Origin of the sequence: Shewanella sedimentimangrovi, from assembly GCF_017354965.1 — a bacterium.
Taxonomy (GTDB): Bacteria; Pseudomonadota; Gammaproteobacteria; order Enterobacterales; family Shewanellaceae; genus Shewanella; species Shewanella cyperi.
On record NZ_CP071502.1, the window covers coordinates 1,501,599 to 1,515,138 of the forward strand.

Here is a 13,540-nt window from a genome sequence, read left to right on the forward strand (position 1 = left end):
GCACATTGTTCGAATTCATTTCCAGTCCGGCTTCAAGCGGCTAACTTTTACGGCTAACTTTTACGGCTAACTTTCAAGCCTGCTCTCACGACCACTTTCGTATCGAACTTGCGTAGCGAAACGGCTCAAGGCGTGAGCGTTACATTATTATGGGTATGGCATTCTGTAATCTGTTGATTTCCAGTTACAATTGTTAACGTGTGTGAAATTTTCGCTGTGGTAGATTCGGGGCGGACATTTAGTTACCAAGCGGAAAGGACCCATGCTGAGTATTAATAATCTCACCAAAACCTACGATAACGGCGTCAAGGCACTCAACGGCGTCACCCTGGACATTCCCAAGGGCATGTTTGGCCTGCTCGGCCCCAACGGCGCCGGCAAGTCGAGCCTGATGCGCACCATCGCCACCCTGCAGAGTGCCGACAGCGGCAGCATTCATTTCGACGGCATCGATGTGCTGGCCGATCCCATGGCGCTCAGACGTCAGCTCGGTTATCTGCCCCAGGACTTCAATGTTTACCCCCGCGTCAGCGCAGTGGATCTGCTGGATCACCTTGCGGTGCTTAAGGGGCTCAACAACGCCAAGGAGCGCAAAGAGATAGTCGACGGCCTGCTGGCCCACACCAACCTGTATCAGCACAGGACCAAGGCCGTCAGCGGTTATTCAGGCGGTATGCGTCAGCGCTTCGGTATCGCCCAGGCGCTGCTGGGGGACCCCAAGCTGCTGATCGTCGATGAGCCCACCGCGGGCCTGGACCCCGAGGAGCGTAACCGCTTCCACAACCTGCTGGTGAGCCTGGGGGAAGAGCGGGTGGTGATCCTCTCGACCCATATAGTGGATGACGTTTCCGAGCTGTGCCCCAAGATGGCGGTGCTGGCCTCGGGCAGCATACTGCTGGAGGGCAACCCCCAGGCGCTGGTGGACGACCTGGGCGATAGGATCTGGCAGCGTACCGTGAGCCAGGCCGAGGCGGCCGAGCTGGAGTCGCGTCTGCCGGTGATTTCCAAGCGGCTGCTGGCCGGGCGCACAGTGCTCAACGTGTTGTCGGATACCTGCCCCGAAGGCTTTGCGCCGACCAAGGCCGGTCTTGAGGACCTCTACTTCTCCACCCTGCACAGCCACCGCACCGCTCAGGCAGCCTGAGGAGGCCTCCAGATGTTGTTTACGACGCTGAAATTTGAGTGGCGCTATTACCTGCGCCAACCCTCGTTTTACGTGGTGGGCCTGCTGCTGTTTATGGTGTGCTTCTTCTCGGTAGCCTCCAACAATGTGCAGATAGGCAGCGGCGGAGAGGTGCTGAAGAACAGCCCCTACGCCATTACCCAGACCCTGCTGATCACCGGTATCATAGCCATGTTTGCGGTGGTGAACTTTGTCGGCAGCACCGCGGTGCGCAACCAGCAGTGCCAGATGGAAGAGCTGTTGTACGCCAAGCCGCTCAATCCCCTGGGCTATCAGCTGGGGCGTTTCCTCGGCAGTTTCCTGGTGGTGGTCACCCTGTTCTGCCTGGCGCCCCTGGGACACCTGCTGGGCTCTGTGATGCCCTGGGTGGATGCCAGCCGCTTTGGTGAGATCTCGCTGCTGGCCTATCTCAAGCCACTGGTGCTGCTGGTGCTGCCCAGCCTGCTGTTTCTGTCGGCGCTGTTTTACGCCATGGCGCAGAAGTTTCGCTCCATGATGGCGCTTTACCTCACGGCGGTGGGGCTGTTTATCCTCTACGGTTTTGCCGGTCAGCTGGCCAGCCAGCCCCAGTACCGGGAAATAGCCGCCCTGCTGGATCCTTTTGGTTTGCGTACTTTCGGCCAGGTCACCCGTTACTGGACCATCGCCGAGAAAAACAGCCTTATGGTGGGTTTCGAGGGCCTGATGCTGCAAAACCGCCTGCTGTGGCTGGCTTTGGCCGGTGTGGTGATGGCCCTCAGTGGCATGCATCGCCAACCAACCCTGGCGCATCGCAAGGAAGCCCGTCGCAGCAAGGCACACATGGTACCCGTGATCCCGCAGTTGTCGACCTTGGTGCGTCAGTCCCGGGTGAGCGGCAGTGCCCAGTTCTGGCGCCGGGTCGGCTTTGAGGTGCGTCAGGTACTGTTCAGCGCTCCCTTCTATATCCTCGGGGTGCTCAGCATAATCAATCTGCTCGGTCCCATGATAGTGGGGGACCTCAAGTGGTACGGCACCAGTAACTGGCCGCTGACCCAGGACATGGTGGATCTGATAGTGCAGTCCACCGGGCTGCTGATGGTGATAGTGCTTATTTACTACTGTGGTGAAATCGTCTGGCGTGAGCGCAACAGCGGCATGGGTGACATAGTTGACAGCCTGCCGGTGTCCAATCTGGTGTTCCTGGCTTCCAAGCTGGTGGCCCTGACCCTGGTGATGGTGCTGCTGTACACCTTTGCCATGGGCACTACCTTGGTGTTCCAGTTGCTCAAGGGACAGATGAACCTGGAGTTGTCGCAGTATCTGATGCGGTTGGGCTTTATGTTGCTGCTGCCGCTGCTGATGTCCGGGGTGTTGGCATTTTTCTTCCAGGTGTTGGCGCCCAACAAGTACGCCGGTATGGGGCTCTATGTCGGTTATTACCTGGTGACCCTGGTGATGGCAAACTGGGGCTTTGGCCACAGCCTGTACAACTTTGCCCAGTCTCCCACCCAGGCTTACTCGGACATGAATGGCTACGGCTGGTCGCTGGTGAGCCACAGCGCCTACATGATCTACTGGGGCGCCTTCAGCCTGCTGCTGTTCCTGCTGGCCTATGGTCTGTACCGCCGCGGGCCCGAGGTGGGCCTGAAGCAGCGCCTGGGACTGCTCGGCTATCAGCTTGGCGTTGCCGGCAAGGGCACGGCCTTGGCCTCGCTGCTGCTGTTTGTGGCCATGGGCGGTTATCTGTTCTACCAGACCAAGGTGGTCAACCACTACCAGACGCCGGAGCAGCGCCAGGACATGCTCGCCGACTACGAGAAGCGCTACAAGCAGTATGAAGATTTGCCGGCGCTGTCGCCGTTGTCGGTCAATGGCGACTTTGCACTCTTTCCCGAGGAGCGCCGCATAGACGCCAAGGTGCAAATGCGCTGGCAAAACCGTAGCGACAAGCCCATAGCGCGGCTGCTGGTGAACTTGCCCGAGCATACCCGCCCCGAGAGCATCCACTTCGATATTCCCGGTGCCACCCTGACCGAGCAGGACCCAGTTCTGCCTGTGGCCTGGCTGGTGTTCGATAAGCCGCTGGCCCCCGGCGCCGAGCTTGCCGGCAGCATCAGTCTGGAACGTGCCAATCAGGGCATCGCCGAGAACAACTTCGATTTGGCGGTGGTGCAAAACGGCACCTTCATCGACAACACCGCGCTGATGCCCATGTTCGGCTACCAGAGTGAAGCTGAGCTGCTTGACCGGCACGAGCGGGAGAAGCGTGGTCTGGCCCCCAAGGAAAGGGCCCATAAGCTGGAGGACAAGCGTTTTTATAACACCAACTTCTTCGGCCCAGAGGGCACCTTTATCGACTTTGAGGCCACAGTGTCCACCAGTGGCGATCAGACTGCGATAGTACCGGGTTACCTGACGCGCCAATGGCAGGAGAACGGCCGCAACTTCTTCCACTACAAGATGGACAGCCCTATGGTGAACTTCTACTCCATAGTGTCCGGCCGTTTTGCCAAGAAGCAGGCCGACTACAAGGGCATCGCCATCGAGGTCTATTATCATCCGGATCATGCCTGGAACATCGACCGTATGATGGAATCCGTACGCGACTCAATCGACTATTTCTCCGAGGCCTTTGGTGCTTACCAGCACCGGCAAATGCGCATCATGGAGTATCCGGGCTACCGCACCTTCGCTCAGAGCTTCGCCAATACCGTGCCTTACTCGGAGCGCATCGGCTTTATCACCGACCTGCGCGACCCGGACAAGATAGACCCTGTGTACTATGTCACCGCCCACGAGGTGGCTCACCAGTGGTGGGGTCATCAGCTGGGGGCGGCCAATGTGCAGGGCAGTGCCGTGTTGTCAGAGAGCCTGTCGCAGTATTCGGCGCTCATGGTAATGGAGCGCAAGTATGGCGCCCACATGCTGCGCCGCTTCCTGGGCTTTGAGCTGGACCGCTACCTGCGTGGCCGCAGCGCCGAGCGCATTGGGGAGATGCCATTGCTGACCAGTGAAAACCAGCAATACATCCACTACCAGAAGGGATCTGTGGTGATGATGGCCATCAAGGATCTCATCGGGGAGCAGCGTCTCAACGCCAACCTGCATGACTTCCTGGAGCGCTATCGTTACCGCGGCGATCCTTTCCCGACCACTCTGGATCTGGTGGCCTATCTGGAGCGGGATCTCAGCCCGGAGCAGATGGCCTTTGTTGATGCCTCCTTCAAGGAAATCAGCCTCTATGATCTGCGCCTGGAGAAGGCCGAGGTGGTACCGCTTGAGAGTGGTAAGTTCCGGGTCGAACTGAAGATCCACGCCGCCCGCATGAAGGCTGGCGAGGATGGCAAAGAGACCGAGGTGGCTGTCACCGAGCGGGTGGACATAGGCCTGTTCAGTGCCGATCCCGACACCCTCAGCGACGAGAAGGATGTGCTGCTGCTTGAGAAGCTGCCGCTCAAGAGCGGTGAAAACCAGCTGTCGTTCGAGGTGGACAAGGCGCCCACCTACGTTGGGGTCGACCCCTTCGTCAAGTTGGTGGACAGGGACAGCAAGGACAACATCTACAAACTCTGATGCAAAACGCGGCCCCCGGGCCGCGTTTTTTATTGGTCAGCGGCGGTTGCAAACCAAAATCACTTTAGCCACCGTGACTTTGCGCCCAAGGTGAAGCCAGTGGAGAATGACGAAGATAATCCCCAACTTGCTTAACAAGGACTGGAACGGGAGCCGGATGAGGGCAGCCGCGCCGGTCAGGTAGCCGAGCTAACCACACACGTTAAAGATGCCCACAGCTTCAGCACTTATTCCAACTTCAGCACTTATTCCAACCTCAGCACTTATTCCAACCTCAGCAGTTGGCCCGGTTTGATAATGCTCTTTTCGGTCAGGCCGTTTAGGCCGAGCAGGGTCTTGAGGCTGATCCCATGGCGCTTGGCTATGGCGCCCAGGGTGTCGCCGGATTTAACCTGGTAGCTTGGCGCCTTGAGGGCGCTCAGTTGTCCACCCTGCCATTGGGCATCCAGGGGCAGCAGCAGGGAATATTGACCCAATGTGGGTACGGTTGCAGTTCGAAATCCAGGATTAAGGGCCTTGAGCTGTTTGAGGCTCAGGCCATATCCCTTGGCCAGCACAGCCAGGGGCTGGCCGTTGACCGCCGCCTCCCGCTTGACGGCAGGGGCATTGGCTATGGGAGCCAGGGGCAGGGCCTCTTCCCGCAGCAGGGCTATCAGCGCCAGCCATTTGTACACTGTTGGTGCCTGCTTGCCGCTGAGTTTCAAAGACCAGAAATCACTGCCCAGGCCCTTGGCCTGGTTGGCCTTGATGGCGGCCTGAATTCTGAGTTCTCCGGCATTGTAGCCGGCCACCGCATTGAGCCAGTCCTGCCCCAGCATAGCGTGCAGATGGACGAGATAGTTGAGCACAGCTTCTGTTGAGGCCATGGCATCACGGCGGCCATCAAAGTCGGTACCGACCCGCAAACCAAAACGTCTGCCGGTGGCGGGGATCATCTGCCATAGGCCAGTCGGAGCACCGGCGCTGGCACCGGCACTTGCATTGCCATTGAAGCCGCTTTCCACCGCAGGCAGCAGTGCCAGTTCCAGCGGCAGGCCTTTTTGCTCCAGGGCAATCACTATCTCGAACAGAAAAGGGGCCGCATTGTCGCTGAGCTGACGGGCAAAGCTTGGCCGCTGACGGTAAAACGCTATCCAGGTTTGCAGCTGCGGTGTGGCTTGCAGGCTAATGGCGTTGGACGCCGCTATCTTGCGCCACAGATCCTGATACTGGGGAGCTTGCGGCGTTTGCGGCGCTTTTGTGGTGACCTGCGGCGGTTCAACCTCAGCCACAGTAGGCGCGGCATTGGTCTGCTCGGGCATCTGCTCCGGTGAGGTTTGACTACAGGCCGCCAGCCACAGCAGCAAAGTGAAACATGCCAGCGGGCGCAGGCAACGCAAAGCGCCTTGGGTGAATATTGGGGTGAACACTTTAGCTGACACTTTCTTTGATGCTTTCTTTGATACAGGCGTTGACATCTGGGGGCTCCTTGAACGATCGCGCTATGCTAATCTCTTTGGCAGACTTTGGCATCAGCAATTCGTTGCCTGAATGAAAAAAGGAAAATTCGGCGTCAGACCGGGCAAGGAGCCCCTAAGCTTAGGGAAAAGCCCTGTCCTGACAGGCACACACCCAGGCGGTGCGAACAAGGAGGCAGTATGAACACCCATTTGCAACTTCAGGTCAATCATTGGCTGGGGCGGGATCCGGATCCCGCGTCCCGGGCGGCGCTGGAGGCCATGGTAGCGGCGGGAGACGAGGCGGCCCTCGGCGCGGCCTTTGCGGGGCGGCTGGAGTTTGGCACCGCCGGGCTGCGCGGCGTGGTGGGCCCGGGACCGCTGGCCATGAATCGCCTGGTGGTGCGTGAGACCAGCGCGGGTCTCGGGGCCTACCTTGCCAGCCATGTTAAAGATGCCCATAGCCGTGGGGTGATCATAGGTTTCGATGGCCGTCACGATTCGCGCACCTTTGCCCACGATGCCGCCAGCGTGCTCTGCGCCATGGGCTTTAAGGTTCATCTGACCGCCACAGTGGCGCCCACGCCTTTGGTGGCCTACGGTGTGTGTCATTTCCACGCCGCCGCCGGTGTGGTGGTGACCGCCAGTCACAACCCGCCCCAGTACAATGGCTACAAGGTGTACTGGGAAAACGGTGCCCAGATCATCCCGCCCCACGATGCCGGTATTGCCGCCTGCATCGACAGGGCCGCCAATGAAGCCATCCCCTTTATGGATCAGAGCGAGGCCACCAAACGCGGCCTGCTGGACTGGTTGCAGCAGGATTTTTTCGAGGGTTACCGCCGCGCCATCAAGCACAGCGCGCTGCTCAGCCATCACATCCGGCCCGATTCAGTGGCCATGGCCTACAGCGCCATGCATGGGGTGGGGGCCGAGATGGCCTTGACCCTGCTGAAGGACGCCGGATTCAGTGCCGTCTATCCGGTGGCGGCCCAGCAACAGCCGGATGGTGACTTTCCAACGGTGAAGTTCCCCAATCCCGAGGAAGCGGGCGCCATGGATCTGGTGATAGCCGAGGCATCGGCCAGGGGGGCCATGTTGGCCTGTGCCAACGATCCCGATGCCGACCGCTTTGCAGTGGCGGTGCGTCGCGACGATGGCAGCTATCGCATGCTGAGCGGCGATCAGGTGGGCTGCCTGCTGGGGGATTACCTCTTGTCCCTGAGCCCCAAGCCACAACTGGTGGGCAAGACCCTGGTGTCCTCGGGGCTGCTGGAGGCCATTGCCGGACATTACGACGGCCGCTGTTACACCACGCTCACCGGCTTCAAGTGGCTGATGAATACCGCCCAAAAGCTGCAAACCCCGAGCTGTCCCTTCCTGTTTGCCTATGAAGAGGCCCTGGGCTACACGGTCGGCCACCTGGTGTGGGACAAGGACGGGCTGTCGGCCCAGCTGGCCTTTGCCCAGCTCACTGCGGCCCTGGCGAGCGCAGGCATGACCCTTTGGGACAGGCTGGAGCAAATTTATCGCCGTCACGGTTTCCATCATAATTGCCAGGTGAGCATTGCTCTGGGGGCCGATACTCCCAATATAGGTGAGGCGCTGCGGGCATCGCCCCCCGGCGAAATTGGCGGGCGCAAGGTCAATTGCTGCGAGGATCTGAAATGGCTGACCAAGCGCTACGCCGATGGCCGCGAAGAAACCATTCACTTGCCCGCCAGCGACGTGCTGATTTATCACCTCGATGGCGACGAGGCGCTGCCACACAGCAGTGCCAGGGTGATAGTCAGGCCTTCGGGCACCGAGCCCAAGATCAAGTGCTACTACGAGCTGGTGTTACCCATGGCTGAGGGTACCAGCCTGGCCGAGGTGCAGCGCCTGGCCGAAACCACCATGGATCAATTGGTCACAGCCCACCAGGCCTCCTTGCCCCACTGACAGGTCTTTACCCAAAATATTTATAACCCGCAACGCACCCTGCTGACACAAGGCTGTCAGCAGGGGCCCCTTATGCTGTCCTCAGTTCGCTTTCCTTCGCAGCCACAGTGGCAGCGGGGAGCTGTCGGACATTAACCAGGTTTAATTCATAAGGAGATCAAGGTTATGATGCAAAATGCACCACTGGTGTGGGGCGAACTCGCCGTCACCGACATGGACAGGGCCACGGCTTTTTACAACGAGCATTTCGGCTGCCAATTCCGCCGCGAAGACAACGCCGAATGTCAGTATGCCGTGCTCGAGTGTGAGGACAAGCAGGCCGCCAGCATCGGCCTGATAAAACATCCCATGGCCAAGCCATCCATGGACGGCTCGGTGATTTATCTGCACTTTGCCGATAAGCTGGGGCCCCTGGTGGCGCGCCTGGAACAGGCGAAAGTGGAAATATTGATGCCGCCCATGGGGATCAAGGAAGGTGAATGCGGCTATATCGCCCTGTTTGCCGACAGCGAGGGCAACCGTGTTGGCCTATGGTGTCCGGCGCTCTAGTCCCGTGTTCCTGCTTCATGTGTGAGTGAAAGGCTTCCGGCGCCCGGGCGTCGGGAGCCCTGTTTGTTTTGGGGATTATTTAAGTTCAGGGAAAGCCTATGCGCCGCGCCGACCGGCTGTTTCAAATAGTGCAGATATTGCGTCACCGCCGACTGACCACGGCCGCCATGCTGGCCGAGCGGCTGGAGGTGTCGGTGCGCACCATTTACCGCGATATCCAGGACCTGTGCCTGTCCGGCATTCCCATAGAAGGGGAGGCCGGTGTCGGCTATTTGCTGCGTCAGGAGGTGAATGTGCCGCCGCTGATGTTCAACGAGGCCGAGCTGGAGGCGCTGCAGGTGGGCATTCGCATGGTACAGACCTGGGGCGGCAAGGCCCTGGGGCAGGCGGCGGCCCAGGCGCTGATCAAGGTGGAGGCCGTGTTGCCGAGCCGCTTGCAGTCGCTGCAATCTTTGATGTTTTCACCGGACTTTTATCTCGACGAGGCCGAGTTTCAGTTTCTCGACCCGCTGCGCATCGCCGCCAGGGCAAGACGCTATTGCCATATTCACTATCGGGATGCCAAGGAGGATGTCAGCGAGCGGCGGCTGCGGCCGCTGGCGATTTATTTCTGGCGCGGTACCTGGACCCTGCTGGCCTGGTGTGAACTGCGACATGACTTCCGCAGCTTCCGGGTCGATCGCATTCAGGCCCTGGAAAGCCTGGAGGATACTTTTCCGGTGAAGCCGGGGCAGGAGCTGGCAGACTTTGTCGCCCGCATGCGTGCCCAGAGCGGGCAACAGGCGGAATGAGTCTCTACTGTCAGACATAAAAAAGGGCGGCCAAATGGCCGCCCAATGCTTATACCACAAGCTTAGAGAGCTCGGAGACATGGCGGCCAAAACAGCCGCCAAATAGGGATTTAGAAGCTGCCGCGGATCCCCAGCGCTATCTGGGTGCCGAAGCGTTCCAGATAGTTCACCTGATCCGGGCGTTTGATATAACCCGAGTAGCGGTTGTTATCCAGGTTGGAGGCTTCCATAAACACGGTCAGGTTTTCCATCAGCTCATAGCTAAGGCTGGCATCCAGCTGGCCGTAGGCATTAATCCAGGCCGGGCCGCCCCAGGCCTCGGGATCCACCAGGAACTTGCTGCGCCAGTTGTAGGCCAGACGACCCTGCAGGCCGTATTTCTCGTAGTAGAGTACGGCGTTGTAGGAGTTCTCCGACATGCCCACAAAGGGCAGATCCAAGCGCTCGGGATCATCATATTTGCTGTCCACAAAGGTGTAGTTCAGCTGGATCCCGAAACCATCCATGGGCTCGGGCAGCCATTCCTCGAAGGATTGCTGCCAGGCCAGCTCGTAACCGGTGATCTTGGCGCCGTATTGGCCCGACTCGGGTTGGCTGACCAGATAGCGGTTGCCATCCACGTCCATCGCGTTTTCATCGTTTTCGATAAAGGACTTGATGTCCTTGATGAACACACCGGCGGCAAGGGAGCTGCTGTCGCCGTAGTACCATTCCAGGGTGACGTCACCCTGATAGGCTTCCTCGGCTTTCACCCCGGGATTGCCGCGGCTCAGGGTTGGCAGGCCTTCCTTGCGGTTGGTGAAATCGGGCGAGGCCCAGGTGCGCAGGGCGTACAGGGAGGGACGGCTCAGGGTTTGGGCGGCGGAAACACGCAGCAGCAGGTCATCCTGCAGGTTTACCCTCAGGTTGATGCTCGGCAACAGACTGTTGTAGCTGCCTTCGTATTCGGTGGCCACCACTTGACGCCAATCGTTGTTGCTGGGCTGACCTTCGCCGTCCAGTACCACCTTGGCAAGATCGTAACCAAAGCCGCTGGAGTCCACCTGGGTATGGCTGCCACGCAGACCCAGGTTCAGCATGTAGGGCAGTTCCCACAGCTCATCTTCCATTGTCAGTTGCACGAAGGCCGAGGTCACGGCTTCGGACACCTCGTAGCTGCCGGACTTGCTCTGGCTGGCGACTATGCTGGCATCGGCGGCTTCGCTGTTGATGGAGCGGTAGAATGCCAGCAGCGCATCATAGTCAAAGCTTGGCCAGGGATCCGGCGACACACTGTTTTCGCCCTCGAGGAAGTTGTCGAAGTTGGCGGGAACAAAGACGTTTTCCGGAATGCGGAACAGCTCGAATTCGCCCTGGGTAAAGACCTGGCCGGGGGCAAAGTCATAGCCATCGCGGGTCAGGTAGTAACCGCCGCGGCTGAACTGGCTGGGGTTGCGCGATCTGAAGGCATCTTGGCCCTTGCTCTGCTTCACATAGTTGAGGCCAAAGTGCAGCTTGCTGATGATGCCGTCATCGGGCTCGTAGCTGGCTTCGAGTTTGAGATCGGTGATCTTGTCTTTCACCCCGGTGCCGCTGTTGTAGCTGTAGTGGGCGCCGTAGGTTTGGTCGGCGGTGAGCGCCGGGCTGATGCTGACATCCGGCAGGGTATTGCCGGTGCTGTAGTCAATGCCTATGCTGTCAACAAAGCCCCGGGCCACGATAAAACGGTTGTCACCCTTGTTCTTGTTGTCGGCTTGGGAATAGGCCAGATCCGCCATCACAGACCAATTGTCGGTGGGTTGCCAGGCGGCGTTGAGTCCCAGCTGCCAGGTGTCGGTCTGGCGGGGTTCGGAGATGTTGAGCAGTTCTACCATGGTATTGTCACCGGTCTGCTTCATCTTCACGACCCGGCCGAGTTCATCGAAGCTGGCGTCGGTAAACAGCGGTGTGCCCGGGGTCCAGGATTCGTCGTAGTTGACGAAGCCAATCTGGTACCTGTGACCATCGGTATTGTAACGGGAGTATAGACCGTCGAGACTCAGCAACAGGTCATCACTGGGACGCCATTGCAGCGCCAGGGTGGAGCCTATGCGCTCCCGCACGTCCTGGGCATTGGCAAAATACATGTAGCTGGGGATCTTGGAGGCGTAAATTTCCCCTTCGTCTATGGCACCGTTGTTGTTGGTGTCCACCGGCACCCCGGCGCTGTCCACACCCCAGCCCTCGTCTTCATCAAAGAAACCGTCGGCGGAATAGGTGTCGGCCCTCAGGGTCTTTTTCGAATACACGGCCGAAAACAGGGCTCCCAGGGTACCCTCGTCATTCTGATCGCCAATGATGAAAGACGCGTGGGGGTGGATATCACCGGTGCGGGATTCATGTATACCCTTGGCCGAAGCTTGCAGGGTAAAGCCATTCATATCCAAAGGCTTACGGGTCTGGATATCCACTATGGCGCCAATGCCACCCTCGGTGAGGCGCGCCTCGGGTGACTTGTATACCGCCAGCACGTTCACCAGCTCCGAGGCTATGGTGTCGAAGTTGAAATCGCGGCCGGCAAATTCAGAGGCCAGTTTGCGGCCGTTGAGTGTGGTGATGTTGTAACCGTCCCCCAGACCACGCACCAGGATATTCTGACCTTCACCGCCGTTGCGGGTGATGGTGATCCCGGGGATCCGCTGCAGGGCTTCGGCCAGGTTCTCGTCGGGGAACTTGCCTATATCATCGGCCACCACCAGATCCACCACGCTGGTGGCATTTTGTTTTAAAAACAAGGATTCCTTAATACTTGAGCGGATACCTGAGACCTGGATCCGCTCCATCTCGCCGCCGTTCTCCTCGCTCTGTGCTTCCTCTGTTTGTTGCTTTTGGTTTGTTTGGGCCTGGCTCTTGTCCTTGGTGGCCGACCCGACGTCGGCTGCCTGGGACGGCAGGGCCCACAGGGCGGTACTGATTGCCAGCGCCAGGCTGGCCACTTGGGTACGTAACAATGTCATCTGCTCCCCTCCGGTGAAGGTGTTTCCTGTGGTTGTTGTTTTACGAAAGTCAAAGAAACCGCACAGAGCTTTCGATATATTACGTATACTGTTAATGCCGTGAAAAAATCAACAAATAAATGTAAAAATGCTTTTGTTTTCTTTCGAAGTTGGGCATAGTAGTTTCATGCAAAAGCGGAAGGTGGGTGTTGGCTTTCTGTTAAGTTGATAAAAATAAAGAATTAATTTGCGAGATTATGACTTGGGTGGTGGTTCGAAAGTAAATGAAAGCTAAAGCTACTGAAAGCCAAGGGGCCATGGTAGAGTGAGCTTTTCGAAACCACACAGGTAAAGACGATGAATATGCTCAACACCATTGAAAGGCAGCAGGAGATAGTGCGCCTGACCCAGCAGCAGGGCAAGGTCTCGGTGACCGAGCTGGCGAGCCGCTTCGGGGTTTCCGAAGTCACTATCCGCAGCGATTTGGCGACCCTGGATCAGAAGCAGTTGTTGGTGCGCTCGCGGGGCGGGGCCATGGTCAACAGTGAGCTGAGCCGAGAGTTGTCGCTGAAGGAGAAGGGCAGTTGTTACTCGGCGCTCAAGCGTGAGTTGGGGGCCGCGGCGGCAGCCCTGGTGCAAAACGGCGATCGTCTGCTGCTCGATTCGGGGACCACCACGGAGCAGGTGGCCCATCACCTGATGCAGCATGAGGATCTGATCGTCATGACCAACGGGCTGAATATCGCCACTGTGCTGGCCAAGTCCGAGTCGGTGGAAGTGATGTTGACCGGCGGCCTGCTGCGGAAAAAGTCCATGTCCTTCTATGGCAGCAGCGCCGAGAAGAGTTTGGGGGATTACAACTTCAACAAGTTGATCCTCGGGGTGGATGGCTTCGACCTCAAGGCCGGCCTGACCACCCATTTTGAAAAGGAAGCCAGTTTGAACCGCATGATGGTGGAGCTGGCCACCGAGGTCATAGTGGTGACCGATTCATCCAAATTTGATCAGCAGGCCTTTCATGTGATTTGTGGCTGTCGCCACATTCACCGCCTGGTGACAGATACCGGGATCCCGCCGCATTACGTGGAGGCCCTGGAAAAACTGGGGGTGCAGTTGCACCTTGTTGAACGAAGTCAGTAGTTATATAGGGGA

Annotated in this window: 8 protein-coding genes; 6 read left to right on the top strand and 2 right to left on the bottom strand. The window is 58.6% G+C overall.

All coding sequences use genetic code 11. The features are described from left to right. The first annotated feature begins 262 nt into the window (after window positions 1–262). The gene (locus JYB85_RS06345) at window positions 263–1,144 is read left to right on the top strand and encodes an ABC transporter ATP-binding protein (RefSeq protein WP_207381517.1); all 882 of its coding nucleotides are present in this window, start codon (window positions 263–265) and stop codon (window positions 1,142–1,144) included. Window positions 1,145–1,156: 12 nt separating this feature from the next. Next, entirely contained in the window at window positions 1,157–4,717 is a 3,561-nt protein-coding gene (locus JYB85_RS06350) for an ABC transporter permease/M1 family aminopeptidase (RefSeq protein ID WP_207381518.1), read from the top strand. Window positions 4,718–4,980: 263 nt separating this feature from the next. On the opposite strand, the gene JYB85_RS06355 is transcribed toward JYB85_RS06350, so the two are convergent. Beyond that, window positions 4,981–6,138, bottom strand: a complete 1,158-nt coding sequence (locus JYB85_RS06355; RefSeq protein ID WP_207381519.1) for a transglycosylase SLT domain-containing protein — start codon at window positions 6,136–6,138, stop codon at window positions 4,981–4,983. Between the two features lie 216 nt (window positions 6,139–6,354). Here JYB85_RS06355 and JYB85_RS06360 point away from each other — a divergent pair, with 216 nt between their 5' ends. The 3 genes from JYB85_RS06360 (at window position 6,355) to JYB85_RS06370 (ending at window position 9,434) form a co-directional block, all read left to right on the top strand. After that, window positions 6,355–8,094 (top strand): phospho-sugar mutase, encoded by a 1,740-nt coding sequence (locus JYB85_RS06360; protein ID WP_207381520.1) that lies wholly within the window; start codon window positions 6,355–6,357, stop codon window positions 8,092–8,094. Window positions 8,095–8,259: 165 nt separating this feature from the next. Next, complete coding sequence (locus tag JYB85_RS06365) at window positions 8,260–8,643, top strand: VOC family protein (protein ID WP_207381521.1); 384 nt, start codon at window positions 8,260–8,262, stop codon at window positions 8,641–8,643. A gap of 98 nt (window positions 8,644–8,741) precedes the next feature. Further along, window positions 8,742–9,434, top strand: coding sequence for a helix-turn-helix transcriptional regulator (locus JYB85_RS06370; RefSeq protein ID WP_207381522.1), 693 nt, complete (start codon window positions 8,742–8,744; stop codon window positions 9,432–9,434). A gap of 110 nt (window positions 9,435–9,544) precedes the next feature. Here JYB85_RS06370 and JYB85_RS06375 read toward each other — a convergent pair whose 3' ends face one another. Then, window positions 9,545–12,409, bottom strand: a complete 2,865-nt coding sequence (locus JYB85_RS06375) for a TonB-dependent receptor (protein WP_207381523.1) — start codon at window positions 12,407–12,409, stop codon at window positions 9,545–9,547. A 336-nt stretch (window positions 12,410–12,745) separates the two neighbouring features. Between JYB85_RS06375 and agaR the strand changes: the two genes are divergently transcribed. Then, window positions 12,746–13,528: a transcriptional repressor AgaR gene (gene agaR / locus JYB85_RS06380; RefSeq protein ID WP_207322540.1), complete on the top strand. Its 783-nt coding sequence runs from the start codon at window positions 12,746–12,748 to the stop codon at window positions 13,526–13,528. Window positions 13,529–13,540 lie beyond the last annotated feature (12 nt).